Source organism: Kribbella kalugense (assembly GCF_004365875.1).
GTDB classification, from domain to species: domain Bacteria; phylum Actinomycetota; class Actinomycetes; order Propionibacteriales; family Kribbellaceae; genus Kribbella; species Kribbella kalugense.
The window spans coordinates 3,504,700-3,529,910 of the sequence record NZ_SODF01000001.1; the positions used below are offsets into that span (position 1 = coordinate 3,504,700).

Genomic DNA, 25,211 nt, shown 5'->3' on the forward strand with positions numbered 1-25,211 from the left:
ACATCAGTCTATTCGTTACTTTCCGGCTGCCGCAACAGCGCCGCGGTCGGACGCCGACAGGTGCGCGACGGTCACGCCGGTCGCGGTCATCGTGCGGGTCACCTCGCGGCCGCCGTACACCCAGTAGATGGTCAGTTCACCGGCGCCGCGGTTGATGAACTGATGCGGTACGCCGGCCGGCACCCAGGTCGCGTCACCGGCCTCCAGGTCGACCCGCTCGCCGTCGATCACCGCGGTCGCCTGGCCGGAGAACACCAGCACCGACTCCTCCACGTTGTGCGAGTGCATCGGGATTTCGGTGCCGACGGCAAAGACCGTCGTACCGGTGGTGAGCTTGTTGGCGGCGCAGTTCCACCCGCCGACGTAGGGAACCGTCCGTACGCCGCTGCCGCGGTCGAATACCTCCACCTCGCCGGGCCGGACGACCAGCCGTGGAGCGGGATCCGCCGACCACACGGTCTTGACGTTCATGAACTCGCGCATCCCGTCCGCACCGAGCTCCCGGCCGTACCCGGACTGCTTGATCCCACCGAACGGCAACCGGGGATCCGACGCGACGATCGCGTTGACGAACACCGCACCCGCGTCGATCCGCCGGACCAGCTCGGCGGCCCGCTCCTGCGCCGTCCACAACGACGATCCCAGACCGAACTGGGTCCGGTTCGCCAGCTGGATCGCCTCGTCGGCGTCGGCTGCCCGGACGATCGCCGCGACCGGACCGAACGTCTCCTCGTCGAACGCCGCCATCCCCGGCCGGACGTGATCGAGCACGGTCGGCCGGTAGTAGAAGCCGGGTTCGACCGCTTCCCCGCCTCGAACGAGACTCGCCCCGGCCTCGACGGTACGGCGTACCTGATCGTCGAGCGTGTCCCGCAGACCGTCCCGCGCCAGCGGGCCGAGTGTTGTCGCGCGGTCGAGCGGATCACCCATCACGAGTCGATCGAGTGCCGCGCAGAACAACGTCACGAAGCGGTCGGCGACCGAGTCCTCCACGATCATCCGCTTGGCGTTCACGCAGCTCTGCCCCGCGTTGAGGAACCGGCTCCTGACCGCGGCGGCGGCGGCCGCTTCGAGATCCGCGTCGGCGAGGACGATGAACGGGTCCGAGCCGCCCAGCTCGAGCACCTGCTTCTTCAACGCCTGACCGGCCTGGGCGGCGATGATCCGGCCGACCTCGGTCGAACCGGTGAAGGTCACCGCTGCGATCCGGTCGTCCGCGATCAGGCCGGCGACCTGTTCGGTCTCGGCCAGCACGACGCCGATCAGGCCCGTCGGCATCCCCGCGTCCGCGAGGACGGACTCGATGGCGAGGGCGCAGCGCGGCACGGTGTTCGCGTGTTTGAGGATCGCGCCGTTGCCGGCCGCCAGAGCCGGCGCGGCGAAGCGGAAGAACTGCCAGAACGGGAAGTTCCACGGCATCACAGCGAGGACGACGCCGAGCGGCTCGTACTCGATCCGGCCTTCCGCGGTGACCGGCTGCGCGGCGAGGAAGCCTTCGGCGTGGGTAGCGTAGTACTCGCAGGTGACCGCGCACTTCTCGAGCTCCGCGAGCGCTTCGGTCAGCGGCTTGCCCATCTCGGTCGTGATCAGGGCGGCGAGCTCGGCCTTGCGGGCGCGCAGCGTGCTCGCGATCGTCCGGAGCAGCTCGGCACGTTCACCGACCTCGGTGAGCTGCCAGTTGCCCTGGGCAACGGCTGCGGAGGCGAGCAGTCGGTCGAGCCGGCCGGAGTCGTAGGGTTCGTAGCCGGCGAGCTTCTCGCCGGTGGCTGGATTGATCGAGGCGATCACTGGGGTTGCCCTTCGCTGAGGCGATGCAGGACGTACGGCAGTACGCCGCCGTGGCGGTAGTAGTCGTGTTCGCGCGGGGTGTCGAGGCGGATCCGCAGGCGGTAGGTCCTACCCGCGGACCTGGCGGTGGCCAGGCCGTCGCCGTGGAGTTCGATGTCGATGGGTTCCGCGCCGGTGAGATCGTCGCCCTCCCCGGGAAGGAACTCGAGCGGGAGGATGCCGAGCCCGACGAGGTTGGACCGGTGGATCCGTTCGAAGGACTGTGCGAGCACCGCCCGTACTCCGAGCAGAGCCGGCCCTTTCGCGGCCCAGTCGCGCGACGAGCCGGTGCCGTATTCCTTGCCTGCGACAACGACCAGCGGTACGCCGACCGCGCGGTAGGTCATCGCCGCGTCGTAGATCGGGGCAGGCTCGCCATCCGGTCCTCGGGTCAGCGGTCCCTCGGTGTCGACCAACTGGTTGCGGAGCCGAAGGTTGCCGAAGGCACCACGGACCATCACCTGGTGGTTCCCGCGTCGGGACGCGTAGGTGTTCAACTCGGTCACACCGAGACCTGTCAGATACCGCCCGGCCACGCTGTCCCTCGGGATCGCGCCTGCCGGTGAGATGTGGTCGGTAGTGACAGAGTCGCCAAGCCTGACTAGTGCGCGTGCTCCGGTCAGATCCGTCGGCCGAACAGCGAAGTACTCAGGCTGTTGCAGGTACGTCGAGTCGCCCCACTCGAAGGTCTCGCCCGCCGGCGCGTCGAGGCTCTGCCAACGGTCATCGCCGGCGAACAGGTCGTCGTACGCGTGGTCGAAGAGGTCCGGTGTGAGCACCTGATCGAGGACCGCCTCGATCTCGGCCGGCTGGGGCCAGATGTCTTCGAGGAAGACGTCTCCGGCCAGGGGCTCGGTGAGCAGGTCGATGTCCATCCGTCCGGCGATCGCGTACGCGACCACGAGCGGCGGCGAGGCGAGGTAGTTCAGCCGCACCTCGGGCTGGATCCGGCCCTCGAAGTTCCGGTTCCCGGACAGCACCGCGGCCACGGTCAGATCCTTGGCGTCGACGGCCAGCTCACCGGATGCCCCGATGCACGTCATACAACCGAACCCGGTCAGGTGGAACCCCAGCTTCTCCAGGTGCGGCGTGAGCCCGGCCGCGCCCAGATAGTCCATCACCACGCGCGATCCCGGCGACAGCGTCGTCTTCACCCACGGCTTGCTCAGCAGTCCTCGTTCGACCGCGTTCTTCGCGACCAACCCGGCCGCGACCATGACCGCCGGATTGGACGTGTTCGTGCAGGAGGTGATCGCCGCGACGACGACCGCGCCATGTCCCGGTACGTCGGTCGTGCGCGGTCCCGGTGGGAGCTCGACTTCGACGGACTGCTTCGCGGCCGAGAGCGGGACGCGCTGGTTGGGCCGGCGGGGACCGGCGATCGTCGGTACGACGGCTGACAGGTCGATGTCGACGTACTCGTCGTACCAGAGGTCGGCCGACGGGTCGTGCCAGAGGCCTTGCTCGCGGGCGTACGACTCGACCAGGGCGACCTTCTCCGGCGGCCGGTTGGTGAACCGGAGGTAGTCCAGGGTGCGGTCGTCGATCGGGAAGTACGCCACAGTGGAGCCGAACTCCGGGCTCATGTTGGCGATCGTCGCGCGGTCCGGCACCGCCAGCCCGGCCAGCGCGGGACCGCCGAATTCGACCAACTTGCCGACGACACCGTGGCCGCGCAGCACCTCGGTGATGGTGAGAACCAGATCGGTCGCGGTCGTGCCGGCCGGAAGGGAACCGCCGAGCCGTACGCCGACGACCGGCGGCAGCATCATCGACACCGACTGGCCGAGCATCGCGGCCTCGGCCTCGATCCCGCCGATCCCCCAGCCGAGCACACCGAGACCGTTGACCATCGTGGTGTGCGAGTCCGTGCCCAGACAGAGATCCGGGAACACCCATCCGTCCCGCTCCTCGACCACCCGGGCCAGGCGTTCCAGGTTGATCTGGTGCATGATCCCGGTCCCCGGCGGTACGACGTCGAGTCGCTCGAACGTCCGCTGTCCCCAGCGCAGGAACCGGTACCGCTCGGCGTTCCGCTCGTACTCGCGGTCGACGTTCACCCGCAACGCGTCCGGCCGCCCGTACACGTCCGCGATCACCGAGTGGTCCACGACCAGCTCGGCCGGGATCACCGGATCGACGAGCCGCGGGTCCTTGCCGCGGGCAACCATGGCGTCCCGCATCGCGGCCAGATCCACCAGCACCGGTACGCCGTTCGTGTCGTGCAGGAAGACCCGCGACGGGTACACCTCCAGCTCACCGGTCGTCCCGGGACGCCAGTCCCGCAGGGCATCGGCAGCGGTCCCGTGCCGGAGCGCGTTCTCCAGCAGGATCCGCAACGTCCTGGGTAGGTGGTCGGGCGCGATGCCTTTCAAAGGCTGCAGCTTCATGTCAGGCCCTTGATCACGGCCGCGGTGAATTCCGACGTACTCGCGGAACCGCCGAGATCCGCCGTACTAGTGCCTTGGGCAACCGTCTCGCGCAGGCAGGAGTCGATGCGCCCGGCGACCTCCGGGAGGCCGAGCCAGTCGAGCAGCATCGCGCCGGAGGCGATCATCGCGATCGGGTTGGCGAGACCGCGACCCGCGATGTCCGGCGCGGAACCGTGTGCTGCCTGCGCCATCGCCCGCTCGTGCGACGCGTTGATGGACGGCGCGATCCCGAGTGAGCCGGCCAGCTCGCCGGTCAGGTCGGACAGGATGTCGCCGAACATGTTCTCGGTGACCAGCACATCGAAGTCCGCCCCGTGCCGGACCAGGTGCACGGTCATCGCGTCGATGTGGAAGTCGTCGACCTCGAGCAGCGGATAGTCGGCCGCGATCTCGCGGCAGATCTCCAGGAAGAACCCGGTGGTGGTCCGCAGCACGTTCGCCTTGTGCACGATCGTCAGCCGTCGGCGCCTCCGGAGGGCCAGCTCGCAAGCCTGACGTGCGATTCGCTCGATCGCCTGGCGGGTGAAGATCCCCATCGCAATCGCCACGTCCGCGGTCGGCATGAACTCACCGGTGCCGCGGTAGGTACTGCGATCTGTGTAGAAGCCTTCGGTGTTCTCCCGGACCACGACCAGATCCATCCCAGGCACCAGCGCCGGCGTCGCGTCGAACGTCTTCGCCGGCCTGATGTTCGCGAACAGCCCGAAATGCTTGCGCAGATACCCGCTCGGATTGAGCTTGCGCCGATGCTCCTCCGGGTACGACGCGCTGTCGTGCGGACCGAGCAGCCAGCCGTCGAGCCGGCTGAGCGTCTCGACCGTCTCGTCCGGGAGCGCGTCGCCGTGGGTCTCGATCGCGGCGGCGCCGACCGGCAGCGGCACCCACTCCACCGATCCGGCACCGGTGGCGGCCAGGGCCGCGTCGATCACCTCGACGGCGGCCGGCACGATCTCCGGCCCGATGCCGTCACCGGTCAGGACTCCGAGGCGGAAAGTTCTCATGCCGAGGAGTGTCAGTCGTTATAACGACTCGCGTCAAGAGTGCGGTGATGATCGTCTCAAGGCTTGATCTCAAGGTATTCTCGGCGAATCGGTTGCTATAACGTCCCGAAGGAGCGATCGCGTGACCAAGGCTGAGGTGGCCTACGAGCTGATGCGGGAGCGGTTGCTCCGGGGTGACCTCACGCCGGGTGCGGTCATCCCCCAGGCCTCGCTGGCCCACGAGCTCGGCATCAGCACGACGCCGTTGCGCGAGGCACTCCGGCGGCTGATGACCGAGGGACTGGTCGAGCTGGACGCCCACCGGGACGCCCGCGTCACCAGGCTGACCGTCGAGGAGGCACGGGACCTGATCGAGATCCGCCGATCCCTGGACCCGCTGGCGGCCGGGCTAGCGGCAGAACGCCGTACCCGCGACGATCTCGCGCTGATCCGGGAGACGGCCCACGAGCTGCTCCCGTTGCAGACCGATCCTGGTACGGCGGAGTTGCTGACGCACCGCCGGTTCCATGTCGCGATCTACTCGGCCTCCCACAACCAGGTGCTGGTCCAGACGCTGGATTCGCTGTGGGACAAGGCCGATCGCTACCGTCGGCTCGCCCTCGAAACCGGCCGGACCGACGCGGATCTGGACCGCACCCACACCGAGCACCTCGCGCTGGTCGACGCGATCGCAGCCGGCGACTCCGGCACCGCCACCTCGGTGATGCTCGCGCACGTCGAGGCCAGCCTCGGCGCACGCGCCGTCGCCCGCCTCTCGTCCGCCGCCGAACAACCCGCAGCCCGGTCGCTGCGCGGCATCCGCGGAGCGCGGGCCTAACCTGGACCGGCGTCGGCTTAGGTAGTTCGGCGGGTGATCAGGCCGCGGCCGACGAGGTCTAGGAAGGCGTCGATCAGCGCGTCCTGTGCCGTGGGCGTCTGTCCTGCCATGGGGCCGAGCAGTAGTTCCGACAACCCATGTACGGCGGCCCACGCGTTCAAGGTGGCGGTGTTGCGATCTGCCGCGTCGAGGACCCCGGCGGCCAGCATGCCGTCGAGGGCCTGCTCGAGCAGTTCGTCCGGCATCAGGCCGGAGTCGCCGACGCCGTGTCGCTCATCCGAAGAGTGATGAACCGACACATCTCCGGCGATCTTGCCGGGCGAGAACGCGACCGCGAACAGCCCGGGCTCGCTGAGGGCGAACCGCACATAGCCGCGTCCGACCGCGCACAGGCGGTCGGTGGCGTCTCGGCCCGCGTCGCCGGTCGGCCGGCATTTCGCCTGCTCGGCCTCCATCGAACGCGCCAACGCGGACAAGGCGTCGAACGCGACGGCCTCGATCAGCTCCGGCAGCGCACTGAAATGGCGGTACGCCGCATTGGGTGAGACGCCGACACGTCGCGCCGCCTCGCGCAACACGATGGCCGACGGACCGCCTTCCCGGGCGAGCTCCGTGCCCGCCTGCACCAGGGCATGGTGCAGATCGCCGTGGTGGTACGGCGGACGCTTCTTCGGGTCGGATCCGGTCACGACAAACCATGTTGACAGCGTGAACTTCGTGTGGCAAGTTCACAGTGTCCACATCGGTCGTCGTGAGGGAGTTCGCCGTGTTCTACCGACTGGGTCTGAAGATCGTCGCCCGCGCCCGGGTTGTGCTCGCACTGAGCGTCGTTGCGCTGGTGATCTCCGCTGTCCTCGGGATCGGTGCGTTCGCCCGATTACTCAGCGCCGGGTTCGACGATCCGGCCTCAGCCTCGAGTCGGGCGAATGTTCTGCTGGACCAGAAGTTCGGCGGTGACCCGGACCTGATCTTCCTCGTGCATGCACGGAGCGGGACGGTCGACGACCCCGCCGTGACCGCCGCCGGCCAGGCGCTGGCGCAACGGTTGAGCACCGACACCAGATTGCGCGGCGTCACGTCGTACTGGAACACACGCCCGGCCGGGCTGCGGTCGCGCGATGGCACGGACGCGTTGATCCTGGCCAAGGTGATCGGTGACGAACAGACCGCTGACAAGAACGCCAAGGCGCTACTTGCCGACTACGCCCACCTGGACGGCCCGGACGCGACGGTACGCATCGGCGGCGCCCGCGGCACCGATGTCGCCGGCCAGGTCGGCAAGGATCTCGCGCTGGCCGAGGCAATCGCCGTACCGATCACCGTGGTGCTGATGATCATCGTGTTCGGCAGCCTGGTCGCGTCGCTGCTGCCGCTGGCGGTCGGGGTGCTCGCGATCTTCGCCACCTTCGCGGAGCTGGATCTGCTCACCCACGTCACGAGTGTCAGCGTCTTCGCGATCAACCTCGCGACCGGGCTGGGGCTCGGCCTCGGCATGGACTACGCGCTGCTCATGGTCAGCCGGTTCCGCGAGGAGTTGGCAAAGGGCGTCGACGTCGGCGACGCGGTCGCCCGCACGATGGCCACCGCCGGGCGCACGATCGCGTTCTCGGCACTCGCGGTCGCGGCCGCCTTGTCGGCGATGCTGGTGTTCCCGGTCTACTTCCTGAAGTCGTTCGCGTACGCCGGGGTCGGCGTCACGATCTTCTCCGCGGCCAGCGCACTGTTCGTGTTGCCGGCTCTGCTCGCGGTCCTCGGCCGGCGAGTGAATTCCGGACGGATCCCGGGGATCCGCACGGTACGCAGTGTCGAGGCGCCGTTCTGGGGGCGACTGGCTGCCGGCGTGATGCGCCGCCCCCTGGTCGCCGCTCTCCCGGTTGTCGCGGTGCTGCTGTTCCTGGCGACACCGCTGCTCTCGGTCACGTTCGGCACCCCGGACGACCGAGTACTGCCCACCAGCGCGGCCAGTCACCAGGTCGGCGATGCCCTGCGCAACGATTTCGCGGTCACCCCCGACGCCATCGACGTACTGCTCTCCCCGGCTGTTTCGCCGTCCGCGCTGCAGGGTTATGCCCAACAGCTAAGCCACTTGAGCGGGGTTCAACGAGCCGACATCACCGTCGGCAGTGGCGGCGTACAGCGGGTGAGTCTGAGCACCGGACTCGACGCAGCCTCCGGCCCGGCGCAGGACCTGGTGAGGCGGGTGCGTGCGGTGTCCGCGCCGCCGGGTACGACGGTTCTCGTCGGCGGTGCGACCGCGACTCTCATCGATGCCAAGCACGCGATCAGCTCCCACCTGCTGCTGGCAGGCGCGCTGATCGTGCTCACCACCTTCATCCTGCTGTTCCTGTTCACCGGCAGCATCCTGCAACCGCTGCGTGCCCTGCTCGGCAACACCCTCACCCTTGGCGCAACGCTCGGTGTGATGGTGTGGATCTTCCAGGACGGTCACTTCGCCAGCGTCCTCGGGTTCACCCCAAGACCCACCGACACCGCGATGCCGGTCCTGCTGTTCTGCATCGCCTTCGGACTCTCGATGGACTACGAACTGTTCGTCATCAGCCGGATCAAAGAACTCCACGATGCCGGCGTCCCCAACGCCGAAGCGGTCACCGGCGGACTGGCTCGCACCGGACGCATCGTGTCCACCCTTGCCGCACTGCTCGCCGTCGGCTTCTTCGCCTTCGGTAGCAGCCACGTCAGCTTCATCCAGCTGTTCGGACTCGGCACCGGACTCGCGATCCTCATCGACGCCACGCTCGTCCGCGGCGTTCTCGTCCCCGCCTTCATGCGCGCGTTCGGCGAGCGAAGCTGGTACGCACCAAAGCCGTTGCGCCGCATCCACAACCGAATCGGCGTCACCGAGAACCCACCCGCAGAGACCGGAGGTGTGCGACCTGTCACCGTTTCTGGCTGACCTGCACGATAACCGTGCACATCGGAGAACGTCCTGTGCGCCGATGCCGCGGACAGCTAGCCTCCGAAGAGGAGGGCTTCCCTGAGCCCTCCTCGATCGCTGAAGGACCGTTCGATGGCCAGCTTGGCGAGTTACCGGACCTTGTACGTGACGGCTGTTGGGCTGGACGGAGAGCCCGACCTCGCGCACATTGCCGCCGTACGGTGGGATCCCGGCAGCCTGGATCCCGAGGAGTCGTCGCTCGCAGACTTTGTCCGCTGGCTCGACCAGGGCGCCGGCCGTGCGTTCGTACGACGGGCTGACGGAACACGTGGTCCGCAGGTCCGGGTGGGCGCCGACGGCTCGCGGCGCTACCTACGCAGCCGCGCCGACGAGGTCTCCGAGCAGGACGAACTACTTCTCCTACCGGCCTGGCAACTCCACAGGCCCACCAAGAGACATTCCATCTTCCGCTAGGGCGGTGGTCTAGCCCGCGGCGTGGCGGGAGCGGCTCATGATGGCTATGCCGATGGTGGCTACGACGCCGTAGAGGGCCGGGGCGAGGAAGACGTGCGGCAGGCCGAGTACGGCCACGCCGAGGCCGCCGGTCAGACCGCCGAGCGCGCTGGCGATCGCGGTGGAACTCATGAAGATTGCTGAGGCTGTCGCGACGGCTTCGGGGAGCAGTCGTTGGGCGACGATGATTCCCAGGCCGGCGAAGACACCCCACACTCCGCCCATGAGTACTTGTCCGGCGAACATGCCGATCGCGCTGCCGGTCAGGGCGAAGCAGAGATTGGCTCCTACGCCAAAGGCGGCGGCAAGGACCATCAAGCGCATCATGCCGATCCGGCGCGCGACAACCACGGCCACCGGCATCAGGATCAGTTCTATGAACGGTTGAATGCCGATCACCGCGCCGCTGATTGCCGTCGGCAGGTGGAGGTCGTTGTGCATGTAGATCGTGAGATAGCCGTACTTGATCGGCTCCCCGGCGTAGACGAGCACGTACAGGCCGGTGAAAGTCAGCAAGGGCAACATGGCTCGCGTTGCCGGGCGTTCGCTGCGGCGTTCGGACGGCACTTGCTCCTGCTGCGGCTCTGCCGAGCGGACGCTGGTGAAGCCCATTGGGATGATCTGGGCGAGGGTGCACAACGCAGTGGCGAAGAACATCGCGCGCGGCCCGGCGGCGGTGGCCAGCAGCGAGCCTGCGACCGGACCCACGATCCAACCGGCCGTCAACGCCATCCGCACGATCGAGACGATCCCGTCGCCGACCGGGGTGGCGGTCGCCTGCAAGTCGTCATGGACCGCCGCGAACAGTTGCGACCCGGCTGCGCCGGAGAAGGCCAGGATCACGGCGCTGATCACGAACGGCATCCACACCTGGTGCGACAGGGCCATCGCTGTCCAGCCGACGAATCCCGCCACGGCCGCCAGCCGGAAGAGCCCGAGCCGTTTCCCGGTACGGTCCGAGCGTGCGCCGACGAAGTACCCGGCGATCGGGGCGGTGATGCTGGTCAGGTAGTACAGACCGGCCACGGTCAGTGAGACGTGCAGCTCGTCGACCAGGAACAGAGTGATCTGCGGCGCGGCCGCTGAGATGCCCAGCCCGGACAGGAACAGCGCGATGGTCGCTCCGCGGTAGAGCGGTGAGTTCCAGACGGTACGCAGCGCGGACGGTGTGGCCGTGACGCCGTCGGCGGCGACTGCTCGTGACAAGGCGGGTCCCCCAGGGGTCGAGCTCAGACGCGGAAACCGTATCTTCGAACAATTCGAACGTCAACGATGTTCATATGTTGGTCTGGACGTGTTCGATTAGACCCGCTGGACAGCGATGAGGCGGGAGAGGAAGAGGTTCAGCGCTGGTGAGGTGTTGGACTTGCTGTAGCCGACGGCGATCTCGATGGTGGGCGCCTCGCCCTCCAGGGGGCGGCTGACGACGGAGGGCGGCAGGAGGTTCTCGGCGTACGCCGGCATCAGCGACAGCCCACCTGTGGACGCGACCAAGGACATGGCCATCGCCAAGTTGTCGACGCCGTGATCCCAACGGACTTCGACGCCCGCGCGACGGAAGTACTCCTCGGTGACGGCGCGCAGCACCGTGGCCTTGTTCGAACCACCGATGAAGGTCTGGCCGGCGAAATCCTGCGGGCGTACGGCGTGCCGCGCGGCGAGCCGATGATCGCTCGGCAGCAGCGCGACGAGCGGCTCCCGGTCGACCACGACGTACTCGAGGTCGTAGCCCGGCTCGCGGCGCAGGAAGGCGACATCGACCCGGCCGCGGGCGACCGCTTCGGCGAGGTCCGGCGAGTAGTCGCTGGAGATCGTCACGTCGAGGTTCGGCAGCTCGTCGTGCAGCACTTTCATTGCGCGCGGCAACCAATTCATCTCGTGCCCGGTCTGGAAACCGATGGCCAGCGTCTTGCGTGCGGGCTGCGCCGCCCGGCGAGCCGCTTCGACGGCGGCGTCGACCTGCATCAGCGCCAGCCGGGCGTGATCGAGGAACCCTCGGCCCGCGGCGGTCAGCTCGACACCGTGCACACTGCGCGCGAGCAGCTCGACCCCGACCTCCTTCTCCAGGTCCCGGATCTGTCGGCTGAGCGACGGCTGGGAGGTGTGCAGCCGCCGCTGGGCCGCCTCGGTCAGACTGCCGGCCTCGGCGACGGCGACGAGGTACCGAAGGTGTCGCAGCTCCATCGCGCTCCCATGCTCGCGGGGTATGCCCCCACCCTACAAAGTCTTTTTCATTTCAACTAGACGCGCCTAGCTTGAAGAGGTCTTCCATACCTCGTACGTCATACCTCACAGGAGTTCACGCTATGTCCGACAAGCAGGTAGTTCTGATCACCGGCGGCCTCACCGGTATCGGCAGAGCCAGTGCCATCGCCTTCGCCACCCTGGGCGCGAACGTGGTCGTCGCCGGTCGGCGCGACGCGGCCGGCAAGACGCTCGCCGAGGAACTACGCTCACTCGGCGCCGAGGCCGAGTTCGTCAACACCGACGTACGCCGGGAGGACGACGTCCGCGCCCTGGTCGACCGGACGGTCGAACTGTTCGGCCGCCTCGATGTCGCGGTGAACAACGCCGGCACCGAAGGCCGTCCCAGCCCGATCACGGATCAGACCGCGCAGACGTACGCCGACACGTTCGACACGAACGTCCTCGGCGTGATCCTGAGCATGAAGCACGAGGTCCGCGTCATGCAGGCGCAAGGCTCCGGGAGCATCGTCAACATCTCCTCGACCTACGGGCACGAGGGCGCGGCCGGCGCCGCCGTCTACGTCGCTAGCAAGCACGCTGTCGAAGGCATCACCAAGTCGGTAGCGCTGGAGGTCGCCGGATCCGGAATCCGCGTGAACGCGGTGGCACCGGGACCCACCGACACCGGCATGCTGACCCGCTTCACCGGTACGCCGGAGAACAAGGCTGCTCTCGTGACCGAGGTTCCGATGCGCCGACTCGGCCTGCCGAAGGAGCTCGCCGACGCGATCGTCTACATCGCGTCGGAACGGGCGTCGTACATCACCGGCCACATCCTCAACGTCGACGGCGGCCACTCCGCCAACTGATCCCTTCCAGCAAAGGAATCCCGCTATGCACACGCACGACACCGCGCCGACGCGGTTCGTCGACAGCAACGGCGTACGGTTCGCCTGCCGGCGCTTCGGTAGCCCTGCCGGTACGCCGATCGTGTTGCTCCAGCACTTCATGGGCAACCTCGACAACTACGACCCTGCGATCACCGACCCACTCGCCGCCGGCCGCGAAGTGATCCTCACCGACAACGCCGGGGTCGGACTGAGCAGCGGTACGGCGCCTGACACCGTGGCCGGAATGGCAAAGGACATGGCCTCGCTCGTCGACGCTCTCAACCTCGAGCGGGTCGATCTCTTCGGCTTCTCGATGGGAGGCTACGTCGCCCAGCAGCTCGCGGTCGATCGACCCGACCTCGTTCGCCGACTGATTCTGGTGGGCACCGGACCGCGCGGCGGAGAGGGCATGGGCAGCCTCGCGCCGGACGTCGCGCCGCTGTTCGGGAAGGTCTACGATCCGCAGGATCTGATGTGGCTTCCGATCTTCTTCTCGCCGTCGAAGTCGAGCCAGGCCGCGGGCCGCCGCTTCCTGGAGCGCATCCGCGCACGGACCGAGGATCGGGATGTTCCGGTCTCGGACACGACGGTCGCGGCCCATCTCGCGGCCGCACGCGCCTGGGGAGCGGCCGCCCGCGGCAGCTATCTCGAGCAGATCCCGCACCCGACGTTGGTTGTCAACGGCAACAACGACATCGTTTGTCGCCACCGTCAACTCGTACATCCTGCAGCAGAACCTGCCTAACGCAGAACTGATCCTCTACCCCGACTCCAACCACGGATCGCACTTCCAGCACACCGCCTCCTTCGTCAACTCCTTGAGCAACTTCCTCGACCGCTAGAGCCCTTGTGGCCGGCCACTTCGGTGGCCGGCCGCCGGGCTTGTTACTGGATGAACTCCTTGGCGAAGCGGCGGATGGTGTCGACCTTCAAGGCGTCTTGGAAGCCGACGATGAGTTCGTCGACGCCGGCGCGTTCGTAGCCCCCGAGCCGTTCGCGGATGGTGTCGATCGTGCCGACCAGCCCGTAGGACCCGAGGTCGCCGGGGAACACCATCGGCGCCCAGGGCGGCACCGCGGCGCGGGCCTCGTCGTCGGTGTCGGCGATGATGCAGTACGACGTCGCCGTCTTGGTGATCGACGCGAGATCACGCCCGACGGCCGTGCAGTGCTGGGCGAGTACGTCGTACTTGTGGGCGATCACCTCCGGCGATTCCTGGATGTTGCACAGGTCGCCGTACTTCGCGACCAGCTTGAGGGTCACCTTCTCGCCGCCACCGGCGAGCATCACCGGGACGTGTGGCGCCTGTACGCCGGCCGGCTGGTTGACGACACCGGATGTCTCGAAGTACTTGCCCTTGAACGTGGTCGACTCGTTCGCCCACATCGAGTGGATGATCTGCAGGGCCTCCTCGAGGCGCTTCAGGCGTTCGCCCGCAGACGGGAAGTCGTAGCCGAAGGCGTGGTACTCGTCCTCGTACCAACCGGCGCCGATGCCGAAGGTCAATCGGCCGCCGGCGATCACGTCCAGGGTCGACGCCATCTTCGCGAGCAGCGCCGGGTTTCGGTACCCGTTGCCGGTGACCAGCTGGCCAAGACGAATCCGCTGCGTCTCCCGGGCCAGCGCCGACAACGTGGTCCAGACCTCGAACACGTAAGCGCCGGGCGGGCCGAACGGGACGAAGTGGTCCGGAGCCCAGATCGTCGCGAACCCAGTCTCGTCGGCGGCCACCGCCAACTCCCGGATCCGCTCGAACGCAGCCACGGGATCCGTGTAGCCGTAGAACTCCTGGGTCGTGCCGGTAGGGATGTACAGGCTGAGCTTCACCTGAGGTCCTCTCGATGACGTCTGATCGCGCCCCGGCAAGACGGGGTCGCTCACTGAGAAAGACCACGCACCACCTCAAAAGGAATCGCGCGGGCGGTACGTGAGGCTGGCCAGGCCGGGGTCATCACCTTGCCCCGCCCGCACCAGGTCCCAGCGAAGTTGCTCCGAACCGTCACGGAACAGGGGCATGCCGCTCGGCACGAAGACGGGTACGACGGTGAGCGTCAGCTCGTCCACCAGGCCGGCGTCCACGAGCGTCTGCCCGAACCGACCGTGGCCGTAGACAACGAGATCTTTGCCACCGGCATCCTTCAGCGCTTGGACGCCCTCGGCAACATCACCTGGGATCACTGTCGTGTTGTTCCACTCGGCATCAACCAAGGTCGACGAGAAGACGTACTTCGGCATCCGGTTGAGCGCGTCGGCGTACGGCCCGGTCGCGGCCGGCCACTGCCGAGCGAAGATCTCATAGGTCCTCCGCCCCATCAGAAACGCGTCGCTTCCCTCGAGGACAGCCAACGAGTGCGCCGCACTGCCCGCCCCGAAATAGGGCCCGGCCCACGCCATCGGCTCACTGACAACCCCGTTAAGAGAAACAAGCACCGACTGCACAAGCCGGCGCCCACTGTTTTCAGTCATACCAAAGAGACCATGGCAAAGCCGAAAGGAATCGCTCTAGCCCGCTTTCAGGTCGAGGCCGATGCCGGATGGGGCGAGCAGGACCATTTGGTTGTGGTCGATGGTGTAGGTGACCGCGGACCCGAGAGTGCTCAGCATCACGGCCTCTATCTCGGCCGTTTCGCCGGTGCAGGTGTGGTCGGTGGTGGCGACGCTGCTGAAGATCAGTTCCGTGTTGGTGCGCCTGAAAGTGCCGGACATTTCATTGCAACCGGTCCAACCGGTTAGGCGGTCGCCGTCGAAGGAGATCCATGCCTGCTCGGCCCGATAGCGGTGCTGGCGCGCGTCGGCGTTGGTGATGGTGGTGACGACGTTCCACCTGATCCCGTCGAGCGGGAAGTCCGGTTCGGCGACCTTCTTGTCGAGCAGCGTGATCGTCGTACTGCCTGAGGTGAGGGTGAGCTCGTCGCCATTCAGCTGCCAGGTGGGTTTGCTCGTCAGGAACAGCCTCAACCATTCGTCCTGGGCCAGCATCGGCGGCCTGCCGCCCCTCTCGGTGCCGCCGAGTCCGTTGATCCACAGCCTCCCGTTCGCCAGTAGTTCGCCCGCAGCGACGGCGGTGCCCATCCGGTTGCAACCGGCGTACGCCCTCACGACGTCGTACACCCGCGGCTCGCCCTCGTTCTTGTTGGGCCCTCGGAAGAACTCCAGCCGGATCCGCGTGTCCGGCAGCAACGACCCGCCAGTCACTGCGGTCGACAGATAGGTCTCGCCCAGCGGCGTACTGGTCGACGGGTCCAGGGCGGAGATCGTGGATTTGAACTCGCGCAAACGGTCCAGGAGTACGTCGGGTCCGCCGGCCACCTGGTCCTGGATGCCGGATCGATGCAGGGTCAGCTGGCCGTCGGAGTCGACACGGATCATCGTGCTGGCTCCGTGTACGTCGGCCGGCTCACGGCGGTCGTCGGCGTCGATGATGCGTGTGTCGGCTGGGAACTGCGCGCGGGCTTCGGCGGCGGAGGCGGCCGGGGTCTCGCCGGTCCGGTTGGCGCTACTTCCGTACAGGAAGGGGAAGGTCGACCACAGCAGCGCCAGCCGACCCCAATATCCGTCGAAGAACACCACCCAGCCGTCCTGGACGGCTGGTGCCAGCCACTCGGGCATCGCCGGGTCCGACCGGATCGGCGCCAGTACGGTGATTCGCTCGGCGAGAGCGAAATCGATCACCGCGAGGGCGTCGGCCCGCAGGTCGAGGAACTGAAACAGCTGATCGCGAGCGGCCTGCGAGTGCACCGAGATCCCGACCGGCTGATCGGCGGGACGGCCCTTCAGGAGATTCACCGCACGGGCATCACGGCCCACCACGCCGTACGTCATCGGACTGGGGTTGGTCACCACAACAGCCCCACCGCCGCGCAACACCTCGATCGCCCGAAGCTGCGCGCGATCGAACTCAGGCAAATCCGCCTCACTCATTCCCCAAGTATCAACCGGCGTTGTCGGGGGCTCAGGTCACGAAACGCTGGGGAAACAGGCGTGCCGATATCGATAGTGGCATGAGGAAACGAACCTTGCTGGCGGCAATGACGCTGGCTCTGACGGCGTTCGGCGCACAGCTCTCGGCCGTGAGTGCCACCACTACTTCCGATCCGACCGTGACGTGGAAGTCGTGTCCGACCTATTCCGATGACGTGCTCCGCAGCTTGGGTGTGACCCAGGCGCAGCTCGCGAACGTCCGTACGACGATGAGCCGTCTGCAGTGCGGGACGGTCAGCGTCCCGTTGAACTACAGCGATCCCGGCGGGAGGACGATCGACATCGCCGTCACCCGTCTCACGGCCACCGACCACGCGCGCCGGCTGGGCAGCGTCGCAGTACTGCCCGGAGGACCAGGTGGCAGCGGATACCTCGACCCAGTCATGCGGGTCGCCCGCAACAACGACATGGCCAAGCTGAACGAGCGATACGACATCATCGGCCTCGATCCCCGCGGCGTCGGCTACAGCACCAAGGTCAGCTGCGACCTCGGCGCGCGAGGTCCGGCCGCGCCGGGGCCGCTGACTGAGGCTGCCGCGAAGAAGATCTACGAGGCTCAGGTCTCGGCCAACCAGAAGTGCGCGAACTCCGACCCGGCCTTCATCGGGCAGCTCACCACCGACAACGTCGCGAAGGACGTGGATCGGGTCCGGGCGGCACTGGGCGACCGCAAGCTCAATCTTCTCGGGTTCTCCTGGGGCACCTATCTCGGCGCGGCGTACCGGAGCCTGTTCCCGGCACACACCGGACGGGTCTTCCTGGACAGTCCGGCGCCGCCGTGGACCCGCGTGGATCGGCACTTCCAGGAGAGCGCTGCCGCAGTCGAACGCAACTTCGCGCGCATGGCCGAGTGGCTGGCCCGGCACAACACGACGTACGGGCTGGGCGCTACTGCTCGGCAGGTCCGGGCGGAAGTGCTGCGGCTCGTCCGCGGTTACGACCAGAACCCCAAGACGTACGCCGACCTGCCGCAGCCGATCGACGGCTCGACCATCGCAAACCTTGCCGGCCGCGATTCGACCCAATGGGTGCTCGCGGGCCAAGCCCTCTTGGAACTACGGACAGCATCGGGGACGACCGCTCCCCCAACGGTCAAGCAACTGCTCGGCGCCCCGATGGGCGCGCCACTACCCGGTGCGCCCGAGCTGACGAACCTGACCATGAACTGGGCAGTCACGTGCAACGAGGACAGCAGCCGTCCGACTTTCGACGTCAGCTGGCGTGACTACCAGCGGTTGCTGAAGCGCAATCCGGTCACCGGCCGGCAGAACGGCATGACCTCGCTGTGCTCCGGCTGGCCGCTACCGGTTCAGCAGGCCACCCTCAAGCGGGGTCCCGGATCGCTGGTGCTCGGCGCGCATCTGTACGAGTACATGTCGGTCTACGACTGGGCCCTTCAAACCCGGAACGCCATCGGAGGCACGATCTACACGGTCCGCGATGACGTGCACGTCTCCACCACGAGAGTGCCCGAGTGCGCCGCCGAGGTCGTCACCTACTTCGAAACCGGCCACATCGACCACGGCTGCCCTGGCGTGCAACCTCCCAGCTGAGCCACTCAATGGTCCGTGTTGGTTGCGAGTTCGTCGGTGCTTGCGGTGGTGGCTGCCCAGCTGGCGAGGAGTTTGAGGCTGTCGGCTGTAGGGGTGCCCGCGGGGGCGACGTAGACGAGGAGGGTGAGTCCTGGGTGGGCGGGGAACTCCATCGCCTCGAAGGTGAGCTCGAGGTCGCCGACGACCGGATGGTGAAGTTTCTTCAGGCCGGTGCGGTGGAAGCGCACGTCGTGCGCGGCCCAGCGGGTGCGGAAGTCTTCGCTGCGGGTCGACAGCTCGCCAATGAGTTCGATCAGCAACTTGTCGTGCGGGTTGCGGCCGGCTTCGGAGCGCAGCATGGCGGCGATGTCGTCGGCGGCGCGTTGCCAATCCGGGAAGAAGTCGTGGGACGCCTGGTCGAGGTAGATGAAGCGGGCGTTGTTGGCCGGCCGACGGGGGTCGGCCAATAGCGGGGCGTAGAGCGCGCGGGCCATCCGGTTGGCGGCGAGCATGTCGTGACGGGCGTTGCGCACCCAGGCCGGCGCGTCCGTGACGGCGTCGAGGACGAGTTGAACGCTGGCCGGCACGGTCGCGGGCGCGGGCTTGCGTTTCCGGGCCGGCGCCGGCTCGGACGCGCGGGCGAGGTCGAACAGGTGCGTGGTCTCGGCGTCATCCAGCTGCAGGGCGCGGGCCAGCCCCTCGAGCACGGCGTCCGAGGCTCCGGCCAGGTTTCCACGCTCCAGGCGGACGTAGTAGTCGATGCTGACCCCGGCGAGCATGGAGACCTCTTCGCGGCGGAGTCCCTTGACCCGGCGGTTGCCGCCGTACGCCGGAAGCCCCGCCTGCTCAGGCGTGATCCGCGCTCGCCTCGAGGCGAGGAACTCGCGGACCTCAGCTCGGTTGTCCATACCCCCACCGTAGACGCGTGCCCGGAACTGAAGGAGGTACTGGCGTTACCCGGAAGACCGGTGACTCCCGCAAATGCGCGCGCACCCGTTGACTGGCCGACGTGAGCACCACTGCTTCCTCTCGAGAAAGCGAATCCATGCAGAAATTGACGCGACCCGCCACCGGTAAAGGGCCGGCGGACAACTTCACCGGCGACGTCTGGTTCGACCAGATCTACCGGAGCGAGGAGCCGTCCCGCGCCCGGGTGAACGTCGTGCGCTTCAGCCCTGGCGCCCACACCGCCTGGCACGTGCACGCCATGGGCCAGACCCTGCACGTCACCGAGGGCGTCGGGCTCGTCGGTACCCGGGACGGACAGGTGATCGTGATGCGTCCCGGTGACACCGTGCGCACGCCTCCCGGCGAGTGGCACTGGCACGGCGCGACCGCGGAGTGCTTCATGACCCACCTGGCCATCTGGGACGGCACCGGCAACCCCGACGTACCCGAGACAACCTGGGGCGAACACGTGACCGACACCGCCTACCAACAAGCCCAGCCCGGGAACTGACCGGAAGAATCGAAGGAACTTCATGCGAGCGACCTACATGTACGGCGCGGGGGACGTCCGCGTCATCGATGTGCCCGACCCGATCATCAAAGAACCCACCGACGCCATCGTCCGCGTCGTCCGGGCCTGCGTCTGCGGATCCGACCTCCACCCGTACCACTCCATGGCCGCTACTGCCGATGGCAAGTCCATGGGCCACGAATTCGTCGGCGTCGTCGAAGAGACCGGCAATGACGTGACGACGGTCAACGTCGGCGACCTTGTCATCGCCCCGTTTGCCTGGTCCGACGGCACCTGCGACTTCTGCCGCGAAGGGCTGCAAACCTCCTGCCGTCACGGCGGCTTCTGGAACGCCGGCGACGTCGCCGGCGGACAGGCCGAGGCCGTTCGGGTCCCACTCGCCGACGGCACCCTCGTCGCCGTCCCCGTCGAGGAAACCTCACCGCTCATCCCGTCACTGCTCACCCTGTCCGACGTCTACGGCACCGGGTATCACGCCGCCATCCAAGCGAACGTCGGCCCGCGCACCAGCGTGACCGTGATCGGCGACGGAGCCGTCGGCCTGATGGCGGTCCTGTCCGCCAAGCGCCTCGGCGCCGAACAGATCATCCTGATGGGACGGCATACCGCACGCACCGACCTCGGCCGCGAGTACGGCGCGACCGACGTCGTGGCCGAACGCGGCGACGACGGAATCGCACGGGTCCGGGACCTCACCGGCGGCGACGGCACCCACGTCGTACTCGAAGCGGTCGGCCACCGCCCGGCGTACGACCAAGCGATCGGCGCCGTCCGGGCCGGCGGAGTCATCAGCCGTGTCGGCGTACCGCAGTACGACGACGCACCGATCGGGTTCCCCAGCCTCTTCGGTCCCAACATCACCCTCACCGGCGGCCCCGCACCGGCCCGCGCCTACATCGAAACCCTGCTCCCCGACGTCCTCGCCGGCCACGTCGACCCCGGCAAGGTCTTCGACAGCGAGGTCCACCTCGCAGACGTCGCCGATGCGTACCGCGCGATGGACGACCGCACAGCCCTCAAAGTCCTGGTCAAGCCGTAGGAACCCGCGTGGTCCGGTGTACCAGGGCTGAAGGTAGCGACTGGCACCTCAGCGGGTGTCGGGGAGGCCGGTTTCCTCTAGGTCTAGTTCGTGTTGGAGTTGGCGGCGGGTGGCGTCGCTGATTTGGTGTTCGTCGTACAGGCGGCGTAGTTCGGCGGTCTGGAGGGTGATGGCTTCGCGGCGCAACCGGTAGTACGCCGAAGGGGGGAACGCGCTTTCGTCAGGACCTCCGTCGTCTCGCTGCAGGCGGGCGAGGTAGTTGCGGCGTAGACGGTCGAGGGCAACGTCCGAGCTGGTCTCGAGGCCAGTGAGTTGATCGACGTGCGCGAGCACAGCGCGGGCGAGGGCGTCGCGGGCGCTCGCCTCTTCACGGGCGGTGTGCTCCGGCTCGAGGACGAGCCCGGAACGAGCAACCAGTGGCGCCAGCGTCAGGCCTTGGACCACCAGGGTGAAGATGACGACCGCGGTGGTGAGGACGAGTACCAGGGCACGGTCCGGCAAGCGACTGCCGTCCTTGGCGGCGAGCGGGATCGACAGGGCGGCTGCCAGCGGCAGCACGCCACGCGTGCCGGCCCACGAGACGACGGTTGCCACCCGCCACGAGACGCGGCGATTAGTGGGCTTGAGCGCGATCGACAGGGGCAGCATCCACAGCACGCGCAGGCCGATGAGCGTGACGGCGACCGCCAGCGCCTGGAGGGGCCACAGATCGGTGCCACTGGGCAGGTCGCGGACCAAGGCGGGGAGTTCGAGGCCGATGACGCTGAAGACCACGCTTTCCAGCAGGAAGATCACGACGGCGTACACGGCGTTCAGTTGGAGACGGATGCGGGCGTCGGTGAGGCGGTGCCGGGTTCCGCCGAGGATCACGCCGGCGACGACGACCGCGGTCACCCCGGAGGTGTGCGCACCGTCGGCGAGGACATACACCGCGTACGGCGTGACCAGGGCGATCACGGTCTCCAGCACGGGATCCGTCGTACGACGCTGGATCAGCGCCACGACGCCGGCGATCCCCGCGCCGATCACGATGCCGCCGCCGGCCAGCAGGAAAAACTGACCACCAGCCGCCTGCCAGCTGACTGTGCCACCGGCGATAGCGACGGCAACGGCGACCTTGAACAGCACCAGCGAGGTGGCGTCGTTGAACAGGCTCTCGGCGTGCACCAACGTCTGCACCCGGCCGGGTAACGCGAGCTTGCGGCCGAGCGCCGTGACCGCGACCGGGTCGGTACTGGCCAGCACGGCACCCAGGACGAACGCCATCGAAGCGGGCAGCGGGGTGACAGCCGCCGCTACGGCACCGACGGCCGCGGCGGACGCCAGGACCAGACCCACCGCCAGGACTGTGACAGGTCGCCAAACCGTCCGAAGGTCACGCAGCGAGAGCTCTTCCGCAGCGGCGTACAGCAGTGGTGGCAGGACCACCAGGCCGATGATCTCCGGTGTGATGTGCAGCTCCGGAGCGCCAGGCACCAGCGCCACCACCAGGCCCGCGAGCACCAGCAGCGACGGGGCCGGGATCCGCCATCGACGGGCGCCCGTGGCGACCGCCGTAGCCAGCACGACCAGGAAAAGGATGACTCCCACAGCTGACACCGCAGGCACCCCCTGACCTCTTCCTGGGGTCGCTACCGACAGCAGCGAATCTCAACCCCACGCCGACCAGGCTTCCCGGCACACCACCGCGACCCTATCAACCCCGAACCGGGGACTCCGGGTGTAACGGCGTACGACGAGGTTCCGATAGCTCCTTGGAGGGGAGGAGATCTGTGATGCGACGACGCTGCCGGTACCCGGCCGGGACGGACCCGTACGCCGCGGACCTGGTCCGTCGGCTGCGCGGCCTGCTGGCGATTGTGCTCGGGCCGCCGGTCCACGGCCCGGGAGCGGTACGACGCGACGACGAGCTGCTGGACCAGTTCGCACCGGATCCCTTACCGGGCGGGGATGGCCGACCCTCCCTTTGAGTCAGCCGCTTTTTCGGCGTGGTTTCGCCGATCGGGGCGGAACGGTGCGCATGTGGTCGCGGACGTCGGTGAGGATGCGGGCCAGGCTCTCGATGTCCTTGCGCGCGAGCGGGGCCAAGAACAGCTGCCGCAGTACGTCGATGTGCCCGGGGAACACCTTAGCGAGCACATCCCGGCCGGCCTCGGTGATCGACACGGTGACGCCCCGATCGTCGTCCGCGGACGGGCCGCGCGTGACGAGCCCGGCCTTCTCGAGTAGACCCACCTGGTAGGTGAGGCCGCTGCGGCTGTACACGACGCCGTCCGCCAGCTCGGTCATGCGACGACTTCCGTCCGGTGCGTCCCCGAGCGTGGCCAGCAGCTGGAACTGCACATAACTGAGGTCTCCGGCGTCGAGGAGCTGCTGCTCGACGGTATGGCGCAACAGACTGCTCACCTCGATCAGCGCGAAGTACGCACCGAGGCCGGCGGGGTCAAGCGGGGGCAGGGTCTCCTCTTCGGCCATCCCGACATCATAGTTGCTTCGATTTTGAAGCAGTGTTATCGTTCTCAGGTGCTTCGAATTCGAAGCACTACTTGAGAGGGAGTTCGCGATGAAGGCAGTACGGTTCCACGCAACGGGCGGCCCGGAGGTTCTGCGCTACGAGGACGCCGACCAGCCGGTCCCCGGAGCGGGCGAGGTGCGCATCCAGGTCGCCGGATCGGCGTTCAACCCGGCCGACGGCGGGATCCGTGGCGGATTCATTCCGATCCCGATGACGCTGCCGCACGTTCCGGGGTACGACGTCTCCGGCACGATCGACGCGCTCGGCGAGGGGGTGGACGGCCTGGCTGTAGGTGAGAACGTCATCGGGTTCATCCCGATGAACGCTGACGGCTCGGCAGCGCAGTACGTCGTCGCCCCGGCGAGCGCGCTGGTGAAGGCTCCCGTGCGCATCCCGCTTGCCGACGCTGCCGGGCTGCCGTCGGTCGGACTCACCGCCTCGCAAGCACTCTTCGAGGCCGGCGAACTCAAGGCCGGCCAGCGGGTGCTGATCAACGGTGCCGGCGGCCCGGTGGGCGGGTACGCCGTGCAGCTGGCCAAGCGGGCAGGTGCGCACGTCATCGCCACCGCGAGCCCTCGCAGCAGCGAGATCGTCAAGGCCGCCGGTGCGGACGAGATCATCGACCACACGGCCACGTCGGTGCTCGACGCGGTCACCGAGCCCGTCGATGTGCTGCTCAACCTGACCCCGATCAGCCCGGACGGGTTCACCACCCTGGTCACACGGGTCCGTGATGGCGGCGTCGTCGTCTCCACGACACCAACCGTGACCACGCCCGGCGACGATGAGCGAAAGGTGCGCGCGGCAACGATCTTCGTCCACCCCGACGCGGAGGTGCTCTCAAACCTCGTCGCGCTCATCGACAGCGGCGACCTCCACGTCGAGATCGCCCGCCGCGTGCCGCTGAGCGACCTGCCCGCGATCCACCAGCAGGCCGACGCCGGAGAGATCCACGGCAAGGTCGTCGCCATCCCACCCGCCGTCTGACGACCCCCCACGCTCCACAACCGGAGGTCGGTGCGGACCGACTAGTCAGACGCGCTGGCCGGTTCCGTGGATGCCGTGGTGGTCGATGTGGGTCAGTTCTTCGTCGGTGAGGGGTGGGAAGTTGAGGGCGGCGAGGTTGTGGTCGAGTTGGGCGGTGGAGCTTGCACCGATCAGTGCGGTTGTCACCTGCGGCTGACGCAGTACCCATTGCAAGGCGAGCTGGGCCAAGGACTGGCCGCGTTCCCGGGCGAGATCGTTGAGCGCGGTGGCGCGTTCGCGGTAGACGTCGTCGAGCTGATCCGGCGACAGGAACGCGCTGGCAGCGGCTCTGGCACCGGCCGGGATCCTGCCGTCGAGGTACTTGTCGGTCAGCAAGCCCTGCGCAAGGGGGCTGTAGGCAACCAGTCCGAACCCGTCCTCGGCGGCGAGCTTCAGCAGCCCGCTCGTCTCCGGAGTTCGGTCGAAGATCGAGTACCGCGGCTGGTGAACCAGCAGCGGTACGCCGGCCGCCCGCAGCAGGTCGGCGACCTCGTGCGCGCGCTCCGCCGGGTAGTTCGAGATACCGACGTACAACGCCTTGCCCTGCTGGACCGCGCTCGCCAACGCACCGACGGTCTCGTCCAGCGGCGTCGACGGATCCGGCCGGTGATGGTAGAAGATGTCGACGTACTCGGTGCCGAGATCCCGCAGGCTACGCTCGAGCGAGACGAGCAGCGACTTGCGCGAACCGCCTTTGAGATAAGGGCTCGGACCGATCGGGTTACCGGCCTTCGTGGTCAGGACGAGTTCGTCCCGGTACGGCGCCAGGTCGGTCCGGAGCACCTGTCCGAACACCTGCTCGGCGGCCCGATGCGGCGGCCCGTATCGGTTGGCGTTGTCGAAATGCGTGATGCCCAGGTCGAAGGCGTGCAGCAAGATCTCGCGCTGCGTCGCGAACGGGTAGTCGCGACCGAACTTCTGCCACAACCCGAGCGACAACGCCGGCAGGTCCAGCCCGGAATCACCCGCCCGCCGATACTCCAGCCGCTCGTACCGCCCGTCAGCCGCCCGATAGCTCATGCCCCAAGGTTCACACCCGTCAGCTGACAGCCGTCGGCAGTCTCACATCCCGGTC

The 25,211-nt window shown here is 67.8% G+C and carries 23 protein-coding genes; 10 read left to right on the plus strand and 13 right to left on the minus strand.

The window, feature by feature from the left end; all coding sequences use genetic code 11:
• Window positions 1-15: 15 nt before the first annotated feature.
• Genes EV650_RS16350 through EV650_RS16360 form a run of 3 tightly spaced genes read right to left on the minus strand, consistent with a single transcriptional unit; the run spans window position 16 to window position 5,260 of the window.
• Window positions 16-1,788, minus strand: coding sequence for an aldehyde dehydrogenase family protein (locus EV650_RS16350; protein WP_134119601.1), 1,773 nt, complete (start codon window positions 1,786-1,788; stop codon window positions 16-18).
• On the minus strand, window positions 1,785-4,217 hold the full coding sequence (gene acnA, locus EV650_RS16355; protein WP_134119602.1) for an aconitate hydratase AcnA: 2,433 nt from the start codon (window positions 4,215-4,217) through the stop codon (window positions 1,785-1,787). The genes EV650_RS16350 and acnA overlap by 4 nt, the downstream gene beginning before the upstream one ends.
• Window positions 4,214-5,260 (minus strand): isocitrate/isopropylmalate dehydrogenase family protein, encoded by a 1,047-nt coding sequence (locus EV650_RS16360; RefSeq protein WP_134119603.1) that lies wholly within the window; start codon window positions 5,258-5,260, stop codon window positions 4,214-4,216. Before EV650_RS16360 ends, acnA begins: the two co-directional genes overlap by 4 nt.
• A gap of 121 nt (window positions 5,261-5,381) precedes the next feature.
• Between EV650_RS16360 and EV650_RS16365 the strand changes: the two genes are divergently transcribed.
• The gene (locus tag EV650_RS16365) at window positions 5,382-6,077 is read left to right on the plus strand and encodes a GntR family transcriptional regulator (RefSeq protein ID WP_202874549.1); all 696 of its coding nucleotides are present in this window, start codon (window positions 5,382-5,384) and stop codon (window positions 6,075-6,077) included.
• 17 nt (window positions 6,078-6,094) lie between these two features.
• Here the strand turns inward: EV650_RS16365 and EV650_RS16370 are convergent, their stop codons facing one another.
• Entirely contained in the window at window positions 6,095-6,766 is a 672-nt protein-coding gene (locus tag EV650_RS16370; RefSeq protein ID WP_134119604.1) for a TetR/AcrR family transcriptional regulator, read from the minus strand.
• Window positions 6,767-6,843: 77 nt separating this feature from the next.
• Between EV650_RS16370 and EV650_RS16375 the strand changes: the two genes are divergently transcribed.
• Both EV650_RS16375 and EV650_RS16380 read left to right on the plus strand, forming a co-directional pair.
• Window positions 6,844-8,991 carry an MMPL family transporter gene (locus tag EV650_RS16375; RefSeq protein WP_134119605.1) on the plus strand — a complete coding sequence of 716 codons (2,148 nt, stop codon included), beginning with the start codon at window positions 6,844-6,846 and terminating at the stop codon, window positions 8,989-8,991.
• 114 nt (window positions 8,992-9,105) lie between these two features.
• On the plus strand, window positions 9,106-9,447 hold the full coding sequence (locus EV650_RS16380) for a hypothetical protein (RefSeq protein ID WP_134119606.1): 342 nt from the start codon (window positions 9,106-9,108) through the stop codon (window positions 9,445-9,447).
• Between the two features lie 9 nt (window positions 9,448-9,456).
• Here EV650_RS16380 and EV650_RS16385 read toward each other — a convergent pair whose 3' ends face one another.
• On the minus strand, window positions 9,457-10,692 hold the full coding sequence (locus EV650_RS16385; protein ID WP_202874551.1) for an MFS transporter: 1,236 nt from the start codon (window positions 10,690-10,692) through the stop codon (window positions 9,457-9,459).
• Between the two features lie 96 nt (window positions 10,693-10,788).
• Window positions 10,789-11,670: a LysR family transcriptional regulator gene (locus EV650_RS16390; RefSeq protein WP_134119608.1), complete on the minus strand. Its 882-nt coding sequence runs from the start codon at window positions 11,668-11,670 to the stop codon at window positions 10,789-10,791.
• Window positions 11,671-11,792: 122 nt separating this feature from the next.
• On the opposite strand from EV650_RS16390, the gene EV650_RS16395 reads away from it, so the two are divergent.
• Window positions 11,793-12,542, plus strand: coding sequence for an SDR family NAD(P)-dependent oxidoreductase (locus EV650_RS16395; protein WP_134119609.1), 750 nt, complete (start codon window positions 11,793-11,795; stop codon window positions 12,540-12,542).
• A gap of 25 nt (window positions 12,543-12,567) precedes the next feature.
• Complete coding sequence (locus EV650_RS16400) at window positions 12,568-13,308, plus strand: alpha/beta hydrolase (RefSeq protein ID WP_202874552.1); 741 nt, start codon at window positions 12,568-12,570, stop codon at window positions 13,306-13,308.
• Between the two features lie 140 nt (window positions 13,309-13,448).
• Here the strand turns inward: EV650_RS16400 and EV650_RS16405 are convergent, their stop codons facing one another.
• The 3 genes from EV650_RS16405 to EV650_RS16415 form a co-directional block, all read right to left on the minus strand.
• Window positions 13,449-14,390 (minus strand): TIGR03560 family F420-dependent LLM class oxidoreductase, encoded by a 942-nt coding sequence (locus EV650_RS16405; RefSeq protein ID WP_202874554.1) that lies wholly within the window; start codon window positions 14,388-14,390, stop codon window positions 13,449-13,451.
• A 75-nt stretch (window positions 14,391-14,465) separates the two neighbouring features.
• A complete protein-coding gene (locus EV650_RS16410) occupies window positions 14,466-14,957 on the minus strand; it encodes a dihydrofolate reductase family protein (protein WP_166678157.1) in 492 nt (163 codons plus the stop codon).
• A 108-nt stretch (window positions 14,958-15,065) separates the two neighbouring features.
• Complete coding sequence (locus tag EV650_RS16415; RefSeq protein WP_134119611.1) at window positions 15,066-16,484, minus strand: META domain-containing protein; 1,419 nt, start codon at window positions 16,482-16,484, stop codon at window positions 15,066-15,068.
• An 80-nt stretch (window positions 16,485-16,564) separates the two neighbouring features.
• Here EV650_RS16415 and EV650_RS16420 point away from each other — a divergent pair, with 80 nt between their 5' ends.
• Window positions 16,565-18,097, plus strand: coding sequence for an alpha/beta fold hydrolase (locus EV650_RS16420; RefSeq protein ID WP_134119612.1), 1,533 nt, complete (start codon window positions 16,565-16,567; stop codon window positions 18,095-18,097).
• A gap of 5 nt (window positions 18,098-18,102) precedes the next feature.
• On the opposite strand, the gene EV650_RS16425 is transcribed toward EV650_RS16420, so the two are convergent.
• Entirely contained in the window at window positions 18,103-18,984 is an 882-nt protein-coding gene (locus EV650_RS16425) for a helix-turn-helix domain-containing protein (RefSeq protein WP_134119613.1), read from the minus strand.
• A gap of 137 nt (window positions 18,985-19,121) precedes the next feature.
• Between EV650_RS16425 and EV650_RS16430 the strand changes: the two genes are divergently transcribed.
• Both EV650_RS16430 and EV650_RS16435 read left to right on the plus strand, forming a co-directional pair.
• A complete protein-coding gene (locus EV650_RS16430) occupies window positions 19,122-19,535 on the plus strand; it encodes a (R)-mandelonitrile lyase (protein ID WP_134119614.1) in 414 nt (137 codons plus the stop codon).
• 22 nt (window positions 19,536-19,557) lie between these two features.
• Window positions 19,558-20,595: a zinc-binding dehydrogenase gene (locus tag EV650_RS16435; protein ID WP_134119615.1), complete on the plus strand. Its 1,038-nt coding sequence runs from the start codon at window positions 19,558-19,560 to the stop codon at window positions 20,593-20,595.
• A 48-nt stretch (window positions 20,596-20,643) separates the two neighbouring features.
• Here the strand turns inward: EV650_RS16435 and EV650_RS16440 are convergent, their stop codons facing one another.
• Window positions 20,644-22,194 (minus strand): Na+/H+ antiporter, encoded by a 1,551-nt coding sequence (locus EV650_RS16440; RefSeq protein WP_134119616.1) that lies wholly within the window; start codon window positions 22,192-22,194, stop codon window positions 20,644-20,646.
• 176 nt (window positions 22,195-22,370) lie between these two features.
• On the opposite strand from EV650_RS16440, the gene EV650_RS16445 reads away from it, so the two are divergent.
• On the plus strand, window positions 22,371-22,565 hold the full coding sequence (locus EV650_RS16445) for a hypothetical protein (protein ID WP_134119617.1): 195 nt from the start codon (window positions 22,371-22,373) through the stop codon (window positions 22,563-22,565).
• A 1-nt stretch (window position 22,566) separates the two neighbouring features.
• On the opposite strand, the gene EV650_RS16450 is transcribed toward EV650_RS16445, so the two are convergent.
• A complete protein-coding gene (locus EV650_RS16450; protein ID WP_134119618.1) occupies window positions 22,567-23,070 on the minus strand; it encodes a MarR family winged helix-turn-helix transcriptional regulator in 504 nt (167 codons plus the stop codon).
• 88 nt (window positions 23,071-23,158) lie between these two features.
• On the opposite strand from EV650_RS16450, the gene EV650_RS16455 reads away from it, so the two are divergent.
• On the plus strand, window positions 23,159-24,097 hold the full coding sequence (locus tag EV650_RS16455; protein WP_134119619.1) for an NADP-dependent oxidoreductase: 939 nt from the start codon (window positions 23,159-23,161) through the stop codon (window positions 24,095-24,097).
• Between the two features lie 45 nt (window positions 24,098-24,142).
• Here EV650_RS16455 and EV650_RS16460 read toward each other — a convergent pair whose 3' ends face one another.
• A complete protein-coding gene (locus EV650_RS16460; RefSeq protein ID WP_134119620.1) occupies window positions 24,143-25,156 on the minus strand; it encodes an aldo/keto reductase in 1,014 nt (337 codons plus the stop codon).
• Between the last annotated feature and the right edge of the window lie 55 nt (window positions 25,157-25,211).